The 20045-nt window shown below is 38.3% G+C and carries 14 protein-coding genes and 3 tRNA genes; 14 read left to right on the top strand and 3 right to left on the bottom strand.

Annotated features, from left to right (window positions below; all coding sequences use genetic code 11):
• Window positions 1–2: 2 nt before the first annotated feature.
• From ACH3PA_RS08695 to ACH3PA_RS08630, 14 genes are all read left to right on the top strand, one after another.
• Window positions 3–74 (top strand) — tRNA-Gly (locus ACH3PA_RS08695).
• A 39-nt stretch (window positions 75–113) separates the two neighbouring features.
• Window positions 114–197 (top strand) — tRNA-Leu (locus ACH3PA_RS08690).
• A gap of 396 nt (window positions 198–593) precedes the next feature.
• On the top strand, window positions 594–1064 hold the full coding sequence (locus tag ACH3PA_RS08685; protein ID WP_416445136.1) for a hypothetical protein: 471 nt from the start codon (window positions 594–596) through the stop codon (window positions 1062–1064).
• A gap of 162 nt (window positions 1065–1226) precedes the next feature.
• The gene (locus ACH3PA_RS08680) at window positions 1227–3665 is read left to right on the top strand and encodes a zinc-dependent metalloprotease (RefSeq protein WP_416445138.1); all 2439 of its coding nucleotides are present in this window, start codon (window positions 1227–1229) and stop codon (window positions 3663–3665) included.
• Window positions 3666–3844: 179 nt separating this feature from the next.
• Window positions 3845–4291 (top strand): ferritin-like domain-containing protein, encoded by a 447-nt coding sequence (locus ACH3PA_RS08675; RefSeq protein ID WP_416445140.1) that lies wholly within the window; start codon window positions 3845–3847, stop codon window positions 4289–4291.
• Window positions 4292–4488: 197 nt separating this feature from the next.
• Window positions 4489–4935 (top strand): ferritin-like domain-containing protein, encoded by a 447-nt coding sequence (locus ACH3PA_RS08670; protein WP_416445142.1) that lies wholly within the window; start codon window positions 4489–4491, stop codon window positions 4933–4935.
• Window positions 4936–5107: 172 nt separating this feature from the next.
• On the top strand, window positions 5108–9490 hold the full coding sequence (gene dnaE, locus ACH3PA_RS08665; RefSeq protein ID WP_416445144.1) for a DNA polymerase III subunit alpha: 4383 nt from the start codon (window positions 5108–5110) through the stop codon (window positions 9488–9490).
• Between the two features lie 147 nt (window positions 9491–9637).
• Complete coding sequence (gene trxA, locus ACH3PA_RS08660) at window positions 9638–9955, top strand: thioredoxin (protein ID WP_416445146.1); 318 nt, start codon at window positions 9638–9640, stop codon at window positions 9953–9955.
• A 206-nt stretch (window positions 9956–10161) separates the two neighbouring features.
• Complete coding sequence (locus ACH3PA_RS08655; RefSeq protein ID WP_416445148.1) at window positions 10162–10710, top strand: ClpP family protease; 549 nt, start codon at window positions 10162–10164, stop codon at window positions 10708–10710.
• A gap of 8 nt (window positions 10711–10718) precedes the next feature.
• The gene (locus ACH3PA_RS08650; protein WP_416445149.1) at window positions 10719–11648 is read left to right on the top strand and encodes a DUF58 domain-containing protein; all 930 of its coding nucleotides are present in this window, start codon (window positions 10719–10721) and stop codon (window positions 11646–11648) included.
• A gap of 110 nt (window positions 11649–11758) precedes the next feature.
• Window positions 11759–11832: transfer RNA gene (locus ACH3PA_RS08645), tRNA-Asp, on the top strand.
• A 126-nt stretch (window positions 11833–11958) separates the two neighbouring features.
• Window positions 11959–12222: a GIY-YIG nuclease family protein gene (locus ACH3PA_RS08640; protein ID WP_416445150.1), complete on the top strand. Its 264-nt coding sequence runs from the start codon at window positions 11959–11961 to the stop codon at window positions 12220–12222.
• Between the two features lie 177 nt (window positions 12223–12399).
• On the top strand, window positions 12400–12663 hold the full coding sequence (locus ACH3PA_RS08635; RefSeq protein WP_416445150.1) for a GIY-YIG nuclease family protein: 264 nt from the start codon (window positions 12400–12402) through the stop codon (window positions 12661–12663).
• Between the two features lie 316 nt (window positions 12664–12979).
• On the top strand, window positions 12980–15373 hold the full coding sequence (locus ACH3PA_RS08630) for a prolyl oligopeptidase family serine peptidase (protein WP_416445151.1): 2394 nt from the start codon (window positions 12980–12982) through the stop codon (window positions 15371–15373).
• Between the two features lie 157 nt (window positions 15374–15530).
• Here ACH3PA_RS08630 and ACH3PA_RS08625 read toward each other — a convergent pair whose 3' ends face one another.
• From ACH3PA_RS08625 to ACH3PA_RS08615, 3 genes are read right to left on the bottom strand one after another with little or no spacing between them, the layout of a single operon-like run.
• Entirely contained in the window at window positions 15531–17729 is a 2199-nt protein-coding gene (locus ACH3PA_RS08625; protein ID WP_416445153.1) for a beta-L-arabinofuranosidase domain-containing protein, read from the bottom strand.
• Window positions 17730–17757: 28 nt separating this feature from the next.
• The gene (locus ACH3PA_RS08620) at window positions 17758–18939 is read right to left on the bottom strand and encodes an aldose epimerase family protein (protein ID WP_416445155.1); all 1182 of its coding nucleotides are present in this window, start codon (window positions 18937–18939) and stop codon (window positions 17758–17760) included.
• Window positions 18940–18945: 6 nt separating this feature from the next.
• Window positions 18946–20043, bottom strand: coding sequence for a family 43 glycosylhydrolase (locus tag ACH3PA_RS08615; RefSeq protein ID WP_416445157.1), 1098 nt, complete (start codon window positions 20041–20043; stop codon window positions 18946–18948).
• Window positions 20044–20045: the final 2 nt, after the last annotated feature.

Here is a 20045-nt window from a genome sequence, read left to right as displayed (position 1 = left end):
ATGCGAAAGTAGCTCAGGGGTAGAGCATCACCTTGCCAAGGTGAGGGTCGCGGGTTCAAATCCCGTCTTTCGCTCTTCACCCTCCATCGCAGGAGGGTTTTTTATAATACCACGCTCGGGTGGTGGAATTGGTAGACACGTTGGACTTAAAATCCAATGAACATTAGTTCGTACGGGTTCAAGTCCCGTCCCGAGTACAGAAGACCCTCTTAATCATTTGATTTTGAGGGTTTTTTATTTGGAATAAAAATCCTCTGTTCATGTACAAAATATGCCGCTGAAGAATTGCAAAAATCGGCACAACTTCCTATATTTGGTTAAGAGTATAATTTGTCAACACCTTAAATAAAAGTAATTTTTTTAATAATATTATTTAATATATTGATTTTCAGGGTGTAAAATATAATTATTCTCAAAATCCCTTATTCTGCCAAAACCAAATAGTATCCTACTGCTATTTAAAAAATCGACTGTAAAGCTTTATTAGTCGAGATAATATCAAGCATTTGCATGGCAAAAATAAATGTAGACACCTCTATTAAAAACTTTTACAAATAGAGATAAACAGAGTTATATTTTTAAGATCATAAGTTATGCAAACCTCCTCCCCCGCGACTATTGTTTTAAAACCATTATATTCAATAGAGAATTTATTAAATCTCAAAAATGGTTTATATGATATTTCTAACCTCAAGCTAATCCAAACCGAAAGCAGTCCTGGAGTGAATGTCTATTCTAAAAAGTATTTCTTTAAAAAATTAGGGATTTTTGACTCCGTTTTAGTTCATCATTTCTTGAACGAATCTAAAATCACTTATTACTATTCCTCTAAATCAAATTCAAGACCAGCTAAAAGCATAAAAAAACTAACCAACCAGTTACAGAAAATCTACGGCCAGGACGAGAGAAATTTATACAGATTTAGAAGCACAGACATGGAGGAATTAACAGATAAAAAATTCACATGGATTGGCCGCAGGTGGGTCAACTTAGAAGGTTCAATTAAATCTATCGAGCTAAGCGCTCCTGCACATAAAGGCATTAGCATGACATTAGAAGCTTAAAAAATGTCCTAATAATCTAAGAGTCTATTTTCAGCATTCAGAAAGAACTGCTCTTTTTTACTGTTTCTCTAAAATTGCCTCCTTATTTTTGAGTTTATTGCAACATCATTCACACACTCACAACATTTGCTTTGCTTAACTTCATGCTCAAAAATTTAAAGCATGATAAAAAGATTACTGTTGCTATGCGCTATTAGCGTTCTCGCTGGCTGCAAAACACAAAAACCAGCAGTTACCCAAAAAACTAACTCTACAGAAAAGTCCACAAATAAAAGCGGTATCAAACCTTACAACAAGGTTATTACAGCTGGTTCTTTAAATGATAAAGGCCTTTTCACTACTCATATTGTAGATGAAAAATTATATTTCGAGATTCCTGATAGCCTTTACAATAAAGACATGCTTTTAGTAAGTCGCATCGCAAAAGTACCTGCCGGTTACGGTGGTGGCCATGTAAATGCCGGCTCTAAAGTGAATGAGCAGGTTGTTAGATGGACGAAACGTGGAGAAAATATCGACGTTAAAGTGATCAGTTTTGAAAATCAAAGTGACGAGAATTCTCCCATTTATCAGTCTGTATCAGCAAATAATTTCTCCCCTATTCTCTTTAGTGCTAAAATAGCCGCATTCACACCAGACTCGAGTGCTGTAGTTATAGATGTTACAAACCTTTTTGAAAAAGAGGTATCTGCGATAGATGGCCTTTCGCCACGGCTAAGAAAAGAATACAAAGTTAAAAAGCTTGATGAAAGTAGGTCTTACATAGAATCTGCCCATGCATATCCTAAAAATGTTGAGGTTAAACATGTAATGACCTATGAGGCAGAAGATCCACCAGAACGCGACCAGGCTGGTACTATTACACTTTTAATGAATCAATCAATGGTGTTGCTGCCAGATGATAAAATGCAACCGCGTATTGCAGACAATCGTGTAGGATGGTTTACCACAAAAAAATATGATTATAATTCTGATGAGCTAAAGTCTGATGATTATGAGATCATACGCCGTTGGCAATTAGTTCCTAAAGATATTGAGGCGTATAAAAGAGGCGAACTGGTTGAGCCTATAAAACCCATTGTATATTATCTCGACCCAGCCACCCCTTTAAAATGGAGACCTTATTTTAAGCAGGGAATAGAAGACTGGAACAAAGCCTTTGAAGTTGCCGGTTTTAAAAATGCCATTATCGCAAAAGACCCGCCCTCCCCGGAAGAAGACCCTGAATTTTCACCGGAAGATGTGCGTTATTCTGTTATTCGCTATGTTGCCAGCACCACACGTAATGCGGTTGGTCCTTCAGTATCAGATCCCAGAACAGGTGAAATTATTGAAAGTGATGTAATTTGGTACCACAACCATCTACGCTCCTACCGCAACCGCTTTATGATTGAAGCTGGTGCACAAAACCCAAAGGCCAGAACTTTAAACACACCTGAAGATGAAATAGGTGAAATGATGCGCATGGTAATTGCTCATGAAGTAGGTCACGCTCTGGGACTTCCGCATAACATGAAGGCAAGTTCTGCTTATCCTACAGATTCATTACGCTCTGCAGCGTTTACCCAAAAATACGGTCTCACTCCTTCTATTATGGATTATGCCCGCGTTAACTATGTTGCACAGCCCGGTGATGATGGCGTGCGCTATATACGCATGATGGGGCCTTACGATCTTTATGCAATTAACTGGGGTTACAGATATCTTCCTGAAGCTGAAAATCCTAAAGACGAAAAGAAAACACTTGATGAATGGATTCTTGCACATGCCGGTGACCCAATCTATGAATTTGGAAGTAGCCGCGGTGTTGACCCACAATCACAAACCGAAAGTCTGGGTGACGATCAGGTGAAAGCGAGCGAATATGGGCTTGCCAATCTTAAAAAGGTTGTACCTAATTTGATTCAGTGGACTTCTAAAGATGGATATGGTTATGATGATTTAAATGAGGTATATAGCGAACTTACAAATATGTGGAGAGGCTATATTTTTCATGTAATAACTAATGTAGGCGGAGTCTATGAAACTCGTAAAACATCAGATCAGGAAGGTGTTGTTTATGAGAATGTTCCAGAATCTATTCAGAAAAATGCAGTTGCTTTTTTAAACAAAAATGCCTTCACGACTCCAGAATGGCTGCTTGATGAGAATATTCTTCAACGAATAGAAACTTCAGAAGCAATTGAGCGTATTCAAAACTTGCAAACACGCTCGTTAAATTATTTGCTTGATAATGAGCGCATAAATCGAATGATAGCTAATGAGCAGGCCAATGGCAGTTCTGCATATTCTGCTATAGAAATGCTTGACGATGTGCGCAAAGGAATCTTTAGTGAATTATACACCTCTAAAAAAGTAGATGCTTACCGCCGAAATTTACAGCGAGCATATGTAGATACGGCTGTAGAATATATTAAAACGCTTGAAGCGGAAGATGCTGACGATGTCACAAAATCTGATGTTATTGCTTTGATGCGGGGCGAACTGCAACAATTAAAAACCGACATAAACAGGCGAAAATCGGCTGCAAATGATGAATTATCGACTTATCATTATAACGATCTTCTTGCCAGAATAAATATGGCCTTTGAATTAAATTAATTTCAGTTTCATACTAAGATAGACCTGCGTATTATGAGGGTCTATTTTTTTTAACACTAGCTATAGAAATATCGCGTTAATTATGGTTAAATCGGGTTAAACCCTGTTAAACTAAATAATTAGACTACCTACCTGCCGTAACTTGTATGTATAAATTGAGAATTTAAAATTTTACAGATATGAGTTATTCAGAAAAAATTGCAGACAAGCTAAACGAGTTACTAGAAAAGAATTATGATGCTGAAGCAGGTTATAAAAATGCTGCTGAAAAAGCAAAAAGTGTTTCTCTCAGTGGCTATTTTACTTCGCGGGCAAAAGACCGTTATGATTTTGGTCACGAACTAAAAGCTGAAATTAGAAGTTTTGGTCAAGAGCCAAATAAAGGAACTAGTTTTGCCGGGGATGTTCACAGAGCATGGATGGATTTGAAAACAGCTTTCTCATCTGATAAAGAAGAAACTGTTCTGGAAGAAGCAATACGTGGCGAGAAAGCCGCACTTGAAGATTATAATGAAATAATAGCAGATACAGATTTGCCACCATCTACTGCAAATCTACTTATTAAGCAGAGAAACAGTGTGCAGGAAGCTTTAAATCAGGCAAAGGCACTTGAAGTGGTAGCTTAAAAAGCTGCCTAAAAATACTAAAAATCCGGTTTTTTGAGCCGGATTTTTTCATTTAGTGTTAAAGTCCGCTTCTTAGAGTTAAATACTCTTAAAAACCTTGTAAACAGGGGCTTTTACCCTTATATTAAGAATGGATGTTACCGATACGCATCTCTATTAATTAAAGAAAGTATCGCTAATTAAAAATGAAATTTAAGATGAAGTATTCTGAAAATATCACAAACAGATTAAACGAAATACTAACTAGAAATTACGATGCAGAAGCAGGTTACAAGCAAGCTGCTGAGAAAGTCGAGAATAAGAATTTAAAAGACTTTTTTACAAATCGAGCAAAAGAGAGATATGATTTTGGCCACCAGTTAAAGGCTGAGATCGCAGCTTATGGTGAGAACGCAGATAAAGGCACCAGTTTTAAAGGTGATGCTCACCGCGCTTGGATGGATATAAAAACCGCGCTTTCTGGTGATAATGAAGAAGCCGTTCTGGAAGAAGCAATACGAGGTGAGAAAGCTGCAATAGAAGACTATAATGAGATTCTTGCAGATCCTAACTTACCACCCACAATAGAGAACATTTTAAAAGTGCAACGAGACAATGTAAAAACCGCACTTAATGAAGTAAAAGCGCTAGAAACAGTAGCTTAATTTCAGAATCTTCTTAAAGATGAGAACCGAGTCATTTATGGCTCGGTTTTTTTAGTTAACAACTCCTGAGAACTTTCTTTCTCCCTGCGGCTATTTTTCAATAATTTTAACTCGTTTTTAGCGTTTCGCTTAAAGCGAAATTACTACAAGCCCAAACCCTAGATTTACAGCAATGTACCTGATTTTTGATACAGAGACCACCGGCCTTCCCAGAGACTGGAATGCACCTATAACAGATGGCGACAACTGGCCCAGAGCTATACAAATTGCCTGGCAGCTGCATGATGATATGGGTAATCTTATAGAGCATCAGGATTACATGATACGTCCTGATGGTTTTGATATTCCTTATGACGCAGAGCGTATTCATGGTATCTCAACAGAACTCGCCACCCGTGATGGTGCCCCCTTAGGTGAGGTTTTAGGTCTTTTTAAACAAGCACTGGAAAAAACAAAATTTATTATAGGTCAAAATGTAGGTTTTGATGTGAATATCATGGGGGCAGAATTTCATCGCCTCGACGTTCATAATCACCTTCAGGAATTGTCTGTTCTCGATACGTGTACAGAAGTTACCGCACAATTATGCCAGATCCCGGGAGGGCGAGGCGGTAAATTTAAACTACCCACTTTAACAGAATTACATAAGTATTTATTTGCCCAACCGTTTAATGAGGCTCACAATGCTACCGCAGATGTAGAGGCAACAACACGTTGCTTCTTTGAGCTGGTACGCAGACGCATGTTTACGCAAGAACAGCTTGATGTCCCGGCAGATTATTTTGAAAACTTTACAGAGGTTAATCCGCAGCCTTTTCAATTAATCGGGCTTAAGCATATAAATCTCAAAGCAGCTTCAGACGAAATACGTCGCGCTTTACAAAAAGCCGATAAAAACGATATCTCCCGTGAGGAGATAAAAGAAAATATTGAGCAGCTTGCTAAAGTAGATTTTGTGCATCTGCATAATCATTCTCAATTTTCTATCCTTCAGTCAACCGCAAGTATTCAGGATTTAGTTGTAGCGGCCAAGAAAAATGAAATGCCAGGTGTCGCTATCACAGACACAGGCAATATGATGGGAGCTTTTCATTTCGTGAAAGCAATTACAGCCCATAACACGGCAGCGCAAAAGAAAAATAAAGAGTTAGAAGAAGAAGGTCTCGCTCCTACAGAAAACTTTATTAAACCCATCGTGGGTGTAGAGCTCAACGTATGTCTTGATCACACTAATAAATCTCAAAAAGACAATGGTTATCAGATTGTTTTTATAGCGAAAAACAAAAACGGCTATCACAATCTGGCAAAAATGGCTTCTCTGGCATACACAGATGGTTTTTATTATGTGCCAAGAATAGACAGAACAATTGTTGAAAGGTACAAGGAAGATCTTATTGTACTTACAGGTAACCTTTACGGTGAAGTACCCAGTAAAATTCTCAACGTAGGTGAGAAACAAGCTGAAGAAGCATTACTCTGGTGGAAGGAAACATTTAACGACGATCTCTATCTCGAGATCATGCGCCACGGGCAGGAAGATGAAAATAGGGTAAATCAGGTATTGATAGATTTTGCTCAAAAACACGAGGTGAAACTTGTTGCGACTAACAATACATTTTACATCAATAAAAGCGATGCAGACGCGCATGATATACTTCTTTGCGTAAAAGATGGTGAGAAAGTAGCCACACCAAAAGGAAGAGGACGAGGTTATCGTTATGGCCTGCCAAACGATGAGTATTACTTTAAGGATGCTGAAGAAATGAAAGCGCTCTTTAAAGATTTGCCCGATGCTATTAGCAATGTTCAGGAAGTTGTAGATAAGATTGAACCTTTTACACTTGCGCGTAACGTATTGCTTCCCGCCTTTACAATACCGGAAGAATTTCTCGTCACAGAAGACAAAACTGACGGCGGCAAAAGAGGTGAAAACAAATACCTGAGACATATTACCTATGAAGGTGCTAAAAGACGATATGGCGAGCTTTCACAAACGGTTATAGACCGGCTGGATTTTGAACTTAGTGTAATAGAAAATACGGGGTATCCAGGTTACTTTCTTATCGTAGAAGATTTTATTAGGGAAGCTCGCAAAATGGGAGTTTCTGTTGGGCCGGGACGTGGTTCTGCCGCAGGAAGTGTGGTTGCCTATTGTTTATGGATCACTAATATAGACCCGCTTAAGTATGATCTTCTTTTTGAGCGTTTTCTTAATCCTGACAGGGTGAGCATGCCCGATATTGATATCGATTTTGATGATGAAGGGCGTAGCCGCGTGATGGATTATGTGATAGAGAAGTATGGCGCTAATCAAGTGGCTCAGATTATTACTTATGGCACCATGGCTGCAAAATCATCTATACGTGATACCGCGCGTGTTCTGGACCTGCCATTAGGTGATGCAGACCGTATTGCCAAGCTTATTCCTAATATGTCTAAGCTCAATAAGATCTTTGGTCAATCTGATGCAGATCTAAAGAAAAAATTCCGTTCTGATGATCTTGTAAAAGTCAACGAACTTATATCACTTTCTGAAGGAAATGATCTTGAAGGGCAGACTTTGAGACAAGCGCACCAGCTTGAAGGCTCTGTACGTAATACCGGTATTCATGCCTGCGGTGTTATTATCACGCCAGATGATATAACAAATTTTGTTCCCGTCGCTACAGCGAAAGATTCAGATCTTTATGTAACTCAATTTGATAACAGTGTTGTTGAGGAAGCTGGTCTGCTAAAGATGGACTTTTTGGGTCTTAAGACCCTTACACTTATAAAAGACACGGTTAAGCTGGTAAAGATCAAACATGATATTGATCTCGATCCGGATAATTTTCCGCTTGACGATGTAAAAACTTATGAACTCTTTCAGCGAGGAGATACTATAGGGATATTTCAGTATGAATCTCCCGGAATGCAAAAACACATGCAAGCCTTAAAACCTACGGTTTTTGAGGATCTTATTGCAATGAACGCATTGTATCGCCCGGGACCAATGGAGTATATCCCCAGTTTTATCGCGCGTAAACATGGTGATGAAGAGATCACTTATGATCTTGCAGACATGCAGGAATATCTTGAAGAAACCTACGGTATTACTGTTTATCAGGAGCAAGTGATGCTCCTCTCACAAAAGCTGGCAGGTTTTAGTAAAGGTGATGCAGATGTTCTGCGAAAAGCGATGGGTAAAAAGATTTTTGCCCTGCTGCAAAAACTTAAACCTCAATTTCTTGATGGCGGTGAGAAAAATGGACACCCAAGAGAAATACTAGAGAAGATTTGGAAAGATTGGGAAGCTTTTGCTGCTTACGCATTCAACAAATCGCATTCAACCTGCTATGCGTGGATTGCTTATCAGACTGCATATTGTAAGGCACACTACCCGGCAGAATATATGGCAGCAGTATTGTCTAACAACATGAATGACATAAAACAGGTGACTTTCTTTATGGAAGAATGTCGCCGTATGGGCCTTGAGGTTTTAGGTCCAGATGTGAATGAATCTTTCAGGAAATTTACTGTAAACGACAGAGGCGCTATACGCTTTGGCATGGGTGCTGTAAAAGGAGTGGGCGCAAATGCAGTAAAAACAATTGTAGATTGCAGAGCAGATGGGCCTTACCGCAGCGTTTTTGATCTTGCTAAACGTATAGATCTGCGAGCAGCCAATAAAAAAGCTTTTGAAAGTTTGGCTCTAGCGGGAGGTTTTGACAGTTTTAATGTCACTCACAGAGCGCAATATTTTAAAGACGAAGGTGACGGAATAACCTTTCTTGAAAAAGCTGTGAAATACGGAGCTAAGTTTCAGGAGAATGAAAATTCGTCACAGGTTAGCCTTTTTGGTGACGCAAGCGAAGTGCAAATACCTGAACCTATAGTTCCGCCGTGCGAAGAATGGGGAACGATGGAGAAATTAAAGCGTGAAAAAGACGTTGTGGGAATCTATATTTCTGGTCATCCTCTAGACGATTTTAAGCTGGAAATGGACAATTTTTGCAATGCTAAGGTAAATAATTTCAACTATTTGAACGATTTTTTGAACAGGGAACTCACTTTTGGCGGAGTAATAACCGATATTCAGCACAGGGTTTCTAAAAATGGAAAAGGCTGGGCTGCCTTTACTGTAGAAGATTTTGACGATTCTTTTGAGTTTAGAATGTTTGGCGAAGACTACTTAAAATTTAGACACTTCCTGATCCCAAATAGCTTTGTACACATGAAGGTTTTTGTAAAAGAAGGCTGGGTTAACCGTGACACCGGGAAGAAAGGTGATCCTCGTTTACAGTTCAACAGTTTTATGCAGCTACAGGATGTCATGGAAACTTATGGTAAAAAGCTGACAATAAATCTTGACATTAAAGATGTTCAAGAGCAGAAAATAGACACTATAAAGGAGATACTTTTTCACCATAGAGGTGATCAATCATTACACTTTTATGTTTTTGAACCCAAAGAGCAAATCTCTCTGCATATGCCAAGTAGACGCAAAAAAGTAAGAATCTGTTCAGAGCTTCTTCAATTACTGGAACAACAAAATATAAATTATAAACTCAATTAATTGTAGCAACTTTAAATTTCAATATTGAGATTAAACTTATAAATTAGATTAACTGATGCTGAGATAGTCAAATCTAATTTGGCAGATGTAAGCTTTGGAATAATAATTGACTAATTTTGCATATATAAATTAAACATAGAAGTTATTATGGCATTAGAAATAACAGACGCAACCTTTGACGAAACTGTGTTGCAATCAGATAAACCCGTATTAGTAGATTTTTGGGCAGCATGGTGTGGACCTTGTAGAATGGTAGGCCCGGTTATTGAAGAGATAAGCAAAGAATATGAAGGCAAGGCCATTATAGGCAAGGTAGATGTAGATGCTAATCAGGAATTTGCTGCAAAATATGGCGTAAGAAATATTCCTACTGTATTGATGTTTCAAAAAGGTGAACTTGTAGGACGTCAGGTAGGTGTAGCTCCTAAAAATGTTTACACAGAAGCTATTGACAATTTACTATAAGCTCTAAAGCTTTATAAGAATATAAGGTTTGGCTTAAAGCCAAACCTTTTTTATTTTAGAACAATAACTAAAGTAGAGTATCGACAAAGTGCCAGTTAATTAAATGGCGACCATGGAACTTCATTTTTTAAAAGCTCCTAAAAATAATCGATATTTGAAAGTCCTATCTGGTAAACCGGATAAATAATAAGATTAAATAAAAAATCATGGATAATAAAAAAGCGAAAGCGCAAGATCTTATAGATTCAAAATTGCTTGATGAACGTAAAGTATTTTTATGGGGTCAGGTAGACGATAAATCTGCTAAACATGTAGTAGATCGTCTTCTCTACTTAGATGCCATAAGCAATGATGAAATTCAATTTTACATAAACAGTCCCGGTGGTTACGTAACCGCTGGTTTTTCTATTTATGACACGATAAAATCTATAAAAAGCCCGGTTTCTACAATATGTACAGGTCTGGCTGCAAGTATGGGAAGCATCTTACTATCTGTAGGCGAGAAAGGTCGCAGGTTTATACAACCTCATGCGCGTGTTATGATACATCAACCTAGCGGTGGGGCCCGTGGCCAGGCAAGTGATATAGAAATTACTGCTATGGAAATTTTAAAAACTAAAGAACTTAGTGCTCAAATTCTGGCAGATAACTGTGGCCAGACTTTTGAAAAAGTGATGAAAGACTTTAACCGCGACCACTGGATGGGTGCAGACGAGTCTGTTGCCTATGGCATTGTAGATGCTATTGCGAAATAAACTCAACTTTGAATATTCAGGCAAAACTTAATGAAATCACAGGATTCAACAACCTCGAGCTGCTGGCAGGTCAGGTTGTTGAAGGTTTCATTTCCGGGATGCACAAAAGCCCCTTTCACGGTTTTTCTGCAGAATTTGCCGAACACAAAGTCTATAACACCGGCGAAAGCACAAAACATATAGACTGGAAGCTTTTTGCCCGTACAGACAAACTTTACACTAAGCGTTACGAAGAAGAAACCAATCTGCGATGTCATTTAATTATAGACAATAGCAGCTCTATGCACTATCCTGTTCTGCAAGCTAATGACCTTAATAAGGTTAATAAAATATCCTTTTCAGTTTTAGCATCTGCTGCTATAATGCAGCTTATGAAAAAGCAACGCGATGCTGTAGGACTGAGTATTTATAGTGAGACTTACGATTTTTATGCGCCTGAAAAAGGTAGCGAGCGTCACCATCACATGCTGCTTGACCAGCTTAATCAAATAATAGTACGCAAGAGGCAGCAGGTAAAGACAGATACATATGCCAACCTGCATCTTATAGCTGAAAAACTTAAGAGACGTTCACTGGTTTTCTTATTCAGCGATATGTTTCAAAACGAAAAAGATCAGGAAACGATGTTTGCAGCGCTTCAGCATTTAAAGTATAATAAGCATGAAGTTGTTCTGTTTCACACCTACGATGGCGATAAAGAGCTAAATTTTGACTTCGATAATGCACCTAAAAGATTCATAGATGTAGAAACCGGAGACTCAATTGATGTATTTGCAGATAATATTAAACAGGAATATGCCAGCGATGTCAAGGTTTATTTTGATGCTTTAAAGTTGCGATGCGCCCGGTATAACATTAAGTATGTGGATGCTAACATACAGAAAGGTTTTGCTGCTATACTTAGCAATTTTTTAATAGAAAGACAGAAATTTTTATAAGCTAAAATTTTTTCAAAAATAGTTTGTGTACTCTAAAAGACGGTGTATATTTGCATCCGCAAGAAAGGAACCGCTGATGTGGTTTTAGAAAGCAAGTTCTTAAAATTAATGGTCTGGTAGTTCAGCTGGTTAGAATACATGCCTGTCACGCATGGGGTCGCGGGTTCGAGTCCCGTCCAGACCGCTTTTTTCTTTTATTAGAAATCAAGAGCGTTGTGTTGTTCCTGATAATTCAGGACGTGGTTTTGTAGTAAGAACCATTGAGAAGCTTTACCTAAAACAGGTGAGGCTTTTTTGTTTTAGGCCAACTATGGAATATTACGTATACATCATCCTTTCCCAATCTCAGGGAATTTACTACCGCGGAAGTTCTGCTAACCCTCATAAAAGACTTACGCAACATAATCTGGATCAAAGCAGATACACTTCAGGAAAAGGACCGTGGGAATTAGTTTTTATACAAACTTTTCAAACTAAACGAGAAGCGCTCATTCGAGAAAAGAAACTCAAAAAATATAGCAAGCAACAAATCAAAAATCTGATTAACTCCCCTTTAAACGATTTAAAGAATTAATGCCTGTCATCCCCAATGCTTTGGGGACGGGTTCGAGTCCCGTCCAGACCGCTTTTTTCTTTTATTAGAAATCAAGAGCGTTGTGTTGTTCCTGATAATTCAGGACGTGGTTTTGTAGTAAGAACCATTGAGAAGCTTTACCTAAAACAGGTGAGGCTTTTTTGTTTTAGGCCAACTATGGAATATTACGTATACATCATCCTTTCCCAATCTCAGGGAATTTACTACCGCGGAAGTTCTGCTAACCCTCATAAAAGACTTACGCAACATAATCTGGATCAAAGCAGATACACTTCAGGAAAAGGACCGTGGGAATTAGTTTTTATACAAACTTTTCAAACTAAACGAGAAGCGCTCATTCGAGAAAAGAAACTCAAAAAATATAGCAAGCAACAAATCAAAAATCTGATTAACTCCCCTTTAAACGATTTAAAGAATTAATGCCTGTCATCCCCAATGCTTTGGGGACGGGTTCGAGTCCCGTCCAGACCGCTTTTTTCTTTTATTAGAAATCAAGAGCGTTGTGTTGTTCCTGATAATTCAGGACGTGGTTTTGTAGTAAGAACCATTGAGAAGCTTTACCTAAAACAGGTGAGGCTTTTTTGTTTTTAAAGCAATTCTATAATGTACCTTCCATTTTTGCCGATTTTCTTATCAAAGAACCCGATTTTTAGCAGAATCACACCGATTTTTCTGCATTAGTAAACTTTCAATTTCTGTATATTGCTTGTACTTTATAAGCTCTATACCGCAATATATGATCACGTTTACTTCACCCCTGTCACAAGTTTTAACCTTCCTTTTTTTTATTAGTGTAACAGCTTCCGGTTTTTCGCAAACCAGCGAACTTTCAGTAGAAAAAATAATGCAGGACCCTCAATGGATGGGCACTTTCCCGTCAGATATACATTGGGGTGCTCAAAGTGAAAACATCTATTTTGATTACAATCCTGAGAAGAATCCTGCTGATTCTCTTTACAAGATAAATATCAATTCGCTAGATAAAATTGAAAAGGTAAGCTTAAGCGAAAAAAGAAAATTGATTTCGCCATACGGCAGCAGTTTTAATAAAGGCAAAACGCAAGAGCTATATACAGACAACGGTACTTTATTTCTCTATGATATAAAAAAAGATCAATCCCGCCAACTCATTGAACTTGATGGGCGCATACAAAGTCCCGTTTTTCTAAAAGATGAGAATAAAATCGCTTTTGAATATAAAGACAATGCTTACGTTTATGACTTAAAAAATGGAAGCCTGGATAGACTTACTAATATTCAGGGCGGCGATGCTCCCAAAGACAAGGAGAAAAAACTATCTGATAAAGATCAATGGCTTGAAGATGAAAATCTGGAGTTATTACAGATCGTTAAAGAACGCAAAGATAACAGTGAAAATAGCAAAGCTTACAATGAAGCTACTGAAGAAAAAGAGCCCTTTGCTTTTTATCTCGGCGATAAATCCATTAACGAATTAACAGTTTCTCCTACAGCTGATTATATCACATTTAATCTTATTAAACGAGATCGAGGCGAAGGAACAGAAGTTCCCAATTATGTTGATGAAACTGGTTATACTACAGACATCCACACGCGTAGTAAAGTGGGCGATGATAAAACTGAAGTCGAGCTGGCTATTTACGACGTTAAAAAAGATACTGTTTATATGGTTAAAACCGATGACCTCCCCGGGATTAAGGATTTACCAGATTATGTAAAAGATTATCCCGATAAAGAATGGGAAGAAAAAGTGCGCGATGTCATCTTTTCAAGCGCCGAATTTTCTCCTGACGGAAGTAAAGCAGTGGTGAACATACGTTCTAAAGATAATAAGGACCGCTGGATAGCAGAACTCAACCTGAATGACGGCACGCTTAAAAATTTAGATCGCCAGCGTGACGAAGCCTGGGTCGCCGGTCCTGGCATAGGATGGAGTTTTGGCGGGGGAACTCTAGGTTGGCTTCCCGATAATAAACATATTTATTTTCAGTCTGAAGAAAATGGTTTTTCTCATTTATATATTCTGGATGTTACTACAGGAACTAAAAAAGATTTGACTCCGGGAAAATATGAAGTTTTTGATCCGTTTTTGTCAAATGATAAAAAAACCTGGTATTTGACCACATCAGAAGTTGGTGCGGGAGAGCGTCATTTTTATAAAATGCCTGTCATGGGTGATAAAATGACAAAGCTCACCTCGATGACAGGAAACAATGAAGTTCATCTTTCACCTGATGAAAAATATATGGCAATTCTCTATTCATATAGCAATAAGCCTTGGGAACTATATTTCAAAAAAAACAGTGCTAAAACTGAAGCGCAACAACTCACCCACGGCCAATCTGAAGCTTTTAAAAGCTATGTCTGGAGAGACCCAAAACAGGTGAACTTTAAAGCTGAAGACGGCACTATGGTTCCTGCCAGATTGTATGTTCCTGATGCGGCTGCCAAGAATAACGCGGCAGTGGTCTTTGTACATGGCGCCGGGTATCTTCAAAATGTACACAAATGGTGGTCAAGCTACTTCCGTGAATATATGTTTAATAATATGCTTACAGATCTTGGGTACACTGTAATTGATATAGATTACCGCGGAAGTGCCGGTTATGGGCGTGACTGGAGAACTGCAATTTACCGCCATATGGGAGGAAAAGACCTGAGCGATCAAGTTGATGGCGTAAAATACCTAATCGAAAATTATGATATTGATCCTGATAAAGTTGGTATTTATGGCGGTAGTTATGGAGGTTTTATGACCTTAATGGCGCTTTTTACCGCTCCAGATACTTTTAAAGCGGGGGCTGCTTTGCGCTCTGTAACAGACTGGGCACATTATAATCACGGTTATACATCAAATATCCTTAATGAACCGTCAGATGACCCTATCGCCTATCGCCGGTCATCTCCTATCTATTTTGCTGAAGGTTTAAAAGGAGATCTCCTTATTGAACACGGTATGGTTGACACTAATGTGCATTTTCAGGATGTGGTGCGCTTAAATCAACGCTTAATAGAACTTGGGAAAGACAATTGGCAAATGGCAATCTTCCCTGTAGAAAGTCATAGCTTTGTAGAACCCAGCAGCTGGACAGATGAGTATAAACGCATCTTAAATCTCTTTAACAAAAGCCTGCTCGGGAAAACCGAATAAAAATATAGAAGAATTGATAAGAAAAGACCTGCCAGGTTTTAAGCACCTGGCAGGTCTTTTTAGTTTAGTTGCTGTAAACAAATTACTGTAACCTGACTAGTTTTGCTTAGGAATACGTATTGCCTTTAGCTCCCTTTTAATATAATAAGAGCTGAATTTATTTTGTTTTTCTCCAGTCATGGGCATTCTCACCCTCTCCTATTACCGGAAAAGAACTAATACGCAGACGTGCAGCACCCATAGGAATCAATTCTACGGTTTCAGTTTTCTGTACTGAGCGTACAGGACTTGATTGTAATTCTCCCGCCAGACCGTATTGATCTACGGTCCATTCAGGTATTTGTTTTGCTTTGACTTTTATGACAAAAGGCACATCCTCTGGAGTAAAGGGAAAATTACTTTTAGGCCATTCTCTTTTTTCAATAGTAAAAGACTCTTCAGGATTTTCTTTATTCAACACTAATCCATAATTCCATGGGGTTGTAGGATGAATTTCATAGGAAGGCCAATTTTCCTTATCTACACCTTCCTGCCATTTTGAATCTCCTATGGCCGTCTTATCACTTTCTTTTCGCTCATAATCTTCGCCAATTTTAAGGCTGAATGTAAGAGGCCCATAATCTACACTTACACTATTTTGATTCTGTTCCCACCTGCGCACATGAAGTTCTTTAGGCAATGACAATGTAACCTCATCTCCATCATCCCAAATTCTATCTATGCGTATATATTTACCAGCTTCAGGCGTAACCTCTATTGCTTTACCATTTATTAAAATTGAAGCTGTGTCTGCCCATGCAGGAATTCTGAAATAAAACGGGAATTCTAAATCCTTTTCCTGCGTATGTAAAGTAAAGTTAATGTCTTGCTCAAAAGGGTAGTTAGTCTTTGATGTTACTGTAATATTTTTACCTTCGGCGACATTAGCAGAAACGGTAGATGGCGCATAAATTACGGCTGCTAAACCATTATCCGGAGTGGCCATCCATAGATTTTCGATTAAATAAGGCCATCCCTGACCATGGTTATGCTGGCAGCATCTTGAACTAAACGGGTTCATCATTAAGAATGGACCGTCATTCATAATCCCTGGCCGGTGGTTTTGATCATCATTCATCACCATGTTGGGGCTTGTAATATACCTAAGGGATTTCAGATCAGGCATCATAGTTGCTGGAAGGGTATTGAATGTAACTTCCTCGGCATGATCTGCCCAAAAAATATCTCCGGTGATTCTTAAAAGGTGCTCATCTGAGTTCATTTGCTCTACTACACCACAGGTTTCTATACCTTGTCGAGGATCACTATAACCAGGTCTGGCGTTTTCATCAGCACCAAACATACCTCCAGGAACCTGACCAAAATGATCTCTTACTATTTTAAAATCATCATAGGTAGCCTTTAGATCATTCTTATCATGACTTAATTGATAATACTGCGCAGGCTCTCTAAATCCCTGAGCTATATTTACATTATGCCAGTCTACCAGATTAGCATACCATGATGGCCACTCATTACCTTCACGTTTTTCTTTCCAGTTGTTTATTTCATCAAGCGTATTATCCCTTTTTTCCCACGGCGCAGTATTTCTATGTATTTTTTCTATTAAATCAAGTAACCATTTCTCTCCTGTACGATTGTATAGCCATACTACACTATAAAGATTATCCCCTCCTCTCACACGCTGCCAGTAATGGCTTTTAGAAAGAAATTGATCATCAGGTACATTCAATTGATATTTAAAATAGTTTGACATAAGATCAATTACACGCTCATCGTTAGCGTACTCATAATAGGATTGCAAACAATAAAGCATAATCATATTTGCCCAAAAATCCTGAGTCCCGTCTTCACCGATGCTTTTAGGACCAAAATTACCATCTAGTCGTTGACTCGCTATTGCTGCTTCAATCCATTTACGTGATTCTTTTAGCATCGCTTCATCTTCCAGAATGTAAGCAGTATTACCATAACCTTTTAACCAATAAGGAACTTCTTCCCACCCCCAGGATCCTATACCATTTTCTGCTAACCAGGCATTATCTTTTTCCTGCAACCATGCACTTATTTCACCAAGGTTGCCCATAAGCCCGTTTGCCTGCCGTTTTAGGGTTTCTTGCAGCCAATTTTCTGGTTTTATGGCTCCTACGGGAAGTTTGATAAGAACACTGGGTTCAAGAGGCTTACGATTACTAATGTAATTTACATTTACAGTACTCGTATCTGGGATTGATACAACCTGAATATCCTGATGTGCTACATTCTCTTTATTAGAATTGCAGGAGCTTACTAATAAAAATGAAATACCTATAAATAGCATTGTGCCCCTACTATTTATTAATTGCTTTAGAATCATATCCTTGATTTTAAATTAAAAAGACATTCTATTGCTGAATATCAAATCGATAAATAGAAATGGTATGATACACATCGCCGGGATTTAAAATAATAGAAGGGAATTTAGGCTGATTAGGCGCATCGGGAAAATGCTGCGTTTCCATAGCAAAAGAAGTACGGTAGTCATCAGTTGCCCCAGACTTAAAACTGTTTTTAGACTGCATAAAATTTCCGCTGTAGAACTGCAATCCGGGTTCCTGAGTATAAATATTCATTTCTATACCCGATTTATCGCCGATTACTGTTGCAGCATGATTCATCTCTTCTCCCTGATTTGCATTCAGCACAAAATTATGATCATATCCGCCACCATTTTCTAACTGTTTATTTTCAGTTTTTATGCGCTCGCCTATGGTATGCGCATCAGTAAAATCGAAAGGAGTGTTGGCTACATTTCTCAATTCTCCTGAAGGAATAAGTCCACCATCAACAGGAGTAAATTTATCAGCATAGATTTGAACACGATGATTTAGAATTGATCCGCTTCCTTCGCCATTGAGATTAAAGAAAGCATGATTTGTCAAATTCACAGGTGTAGGCTGATCTGTTGTGGCTTCGTATTCCATTTTTACAGCTCGATCACTGGTCAAAGAATACGTCACTTTCACATTGAGATTTCCCGGAAAACCTTCTTCCCCATCAGGAGATTTATACTGTAACACCAATGTCTTTTCATCGGGTTGTGAAGCGTCAAAAACAACATATTGAAATCCTTTATTTCCACCATGTAAGGTATTCCCATTATTATTTGTAGGAATGGTGTAATTCTTTCCGTTTAAAGCAAAATTTCCTTTAGCTATACGATTACCTACGCGACCTATAGTAGCTCCAAAATAAGGCTCTGTAGAATTTGCATAAGCAGTGGCACTATTCATTCCCACCACAACATCTGTCATTTTTCCATTTTTATCTGGCACCCATAACCCTACAAGACGCCCTCCGTAATTTGTAAATGCCGCAATTATACTATCGTTGTTTAACCAGTATAAGCCTGCCTTTTTATTGTCTATTATTGTATCAAAACCCTGTAATTTCAAGTTTGTCTTTGACGCCTGAAGTATCACTTGTTTAGATGATATCTCTTCATCTTCTGTTTTAGTTGCTTTGTTTTTACAAGAGCAGATAACACATAACATTACTGCGAATGATATAATTTTTTTCAATTGCATAGCTTATTATTTTGTTCCCGAAGGAATTTCTAATACTGTTTTTTCAGTAACCGGGGCTCCCAGATCAGGTGTCCCATCGTTGTTCCAGTTAATTTTTTGCATACGAGGAGAGCGCTTTCCACCGCAACCGTCTCCCGGGTTTGAATTAGCGTGGTAAAGTATCCAGTCTTCTTTTCCATCTGGAGATTTAAAAAAGGAATTATGCCCTGGTGCATAAACTGAATTGTCAGGAGATTGCTTAAAAAATGGCCTAGGATTTTTTACCCATGCCGAAGCATCTAGCAAATTACCAGAACCATTAAACTGCAATAAACCCAGACTGTAAAAATCTGTCCAACATCCACTTGCCGAAAAGACAATAAAAACTGAATCATGGTGAGAAAGAAACTGTGGTCCTTCATTGACATTCACGTGTGGAGGCTCTGAATTTTCGCCCAAATCCCCATGTTTTTCCCACTCATAAGTGGGTGTCGCAATTTTAACCCGCTCTCCTTCTATGGTATACGGGTTTTCCATCTTAGCTATGTAGATATTTTGAGTACCATTCTCATCACCATCCCATCCAGACCATATCATGTACAATTGCTCTTTATATTCAAAGACATTGCCATCAATAGCCCATTTATCAGAAGGTGCGGCGATTTTTCCTTTAAATTCCCATTGATCAGTTAAAGGATCGTCTGATATATTCTCAATAGCATACATCCTGTGATTGTCATTATTACCATCATCTGCAGCAAAATATACATACCACTTGTTATTAATATGATGAATTTCAGGAGCCCAAATTTCTTTAGAGAATAAGGTGTCACTTGGTGGAATCCATATTGTTTTTTTCTGGGCAGAGGACAAATCTGCCAGGTTTTTAGTTTTCCATATAACCAGACGATTACCTAATGTGTTTGTATAGTAATAATAACCATTCACATATGTACTGTATGGATCAGCCCCGGAAGTCAAAATGGGATTTGTAAAAGTTTCTTTTACACTTTTACTAATATTACTCAAATCCTCCTTACTCTCAGGCCGCTCTTTACACCCGGCGAGAACAACAAACACATAAAACAAAAGATGTCTTAATACAGTTAATTGAGTATTTCTCATAC

The organism is Leeuwenhoekiella sp. A2, assembly GCF_047946655.1.
In the GTDB taxonomy this organism is placed as follows: domain Bacteria; phylum Bacteroidota; class Bacteroidia; order Flavobacteriales; family Flavobacteriaceae; genus Leeuwenhoekiella.
Note: the sequence above shows the minus strand (reverse complement) of the source record. Positions and strands in the feature narration are given on the sequence as shown.

Excerpts from the sequence above, each read along its gene's own strand:
- ACH3PA_RS08685 (WP_416445136.1), top strand. The coding sequence starts at position 594 with ATGCAAACCTCCTCCCCCGCGACTATTGTTTTAAAACCATTATATTCA.
- ACH3PA_RS08680 (WP_416445138.1), top strand. The coding sequence starts at position 1,227 with ATGATAAAAAGATTACTGTTGCTATGCGCTATTAGCGTTCTCGCTGGC.
- ACH3PA_RS08675 (WP_416445140.1), top strand. The coding sequence starts at position 3,845 with ATGAGTTATTCAGAAAAAATTGCAGACAAGCTAAACGAGTTACTAGAA.
- ACH3PA_RS08670 (WP_416445142.1), top strand. The coding sequence starts at position 4,489 with ATGAAGTATTCTGAAAATATCACAAACAGATTAAACGAAATACTAACT.
- dnaE (WP_416445144.1), top strand. The coding sequence starts at position 5,108 with ATGTACCTGATTTTTGATACAGAGACCACCGGCCTTCCCAGAGACTGG.
- trxA (WP_416445146.1), top strand. The coding sequence starts at position 9,638 with ATGGCATTAGAAATAACAGACGCAACCTTTGACGAAACTGTGTTGCAA.
- ACH3PA_RS08655 (WP_416445148.1), top strand. The coding sequence starts at position 10,162 with ATGGATAATAAAAAAGCGAAAGCGCAAGATCTTATAGATTCAAAATTG.
- ACH3PA_RS08640 (WP_416445150.1), top strand. The coding sequence starts at position 11,959 with ATGGAATATTACGTATACATCATCCTTTCCCAATCTCAGGGAATTTAC.
- ACH3PA_RS08635 (WP_416445150.1), top strand. The coding sequence starts at position 12,400 with ATGGAATATTACGTATACATCATCCTTTCCCAATCTCAGGGAATTTAC.
- ACH3PA_RS08630 (WP_416445151.1), top strand. The coding sequence starts at position 12,980 with ATGATCACGTTTACTTCACCCCTGTCACAAGTTTTAACCTTCCTTTTT.
- ACH3PA_RS08625 (WP_416445153.1), bottom strand. The coding sequence starts at position 17,729 with ATGATTCTAAAGCAATTAATAAATAGTAGGGGCACAATGCTATTTATA.
- ACH3PA_RS08620 (WP_416445155.1), bottom strand. The coding sequence starts at position 18,939 with ATGCAATTGAAAAAAATTATATCATTCGCAGTAATGTTATGTGTTATC.
- ACH3PA_RS08615 (WP_416445157.1), bottom strand. The coding sequence starts at position 20,043 with ATGAGAAATACTCAATTAACTGTATTAAGACATCTTTTGTTTTATGTG.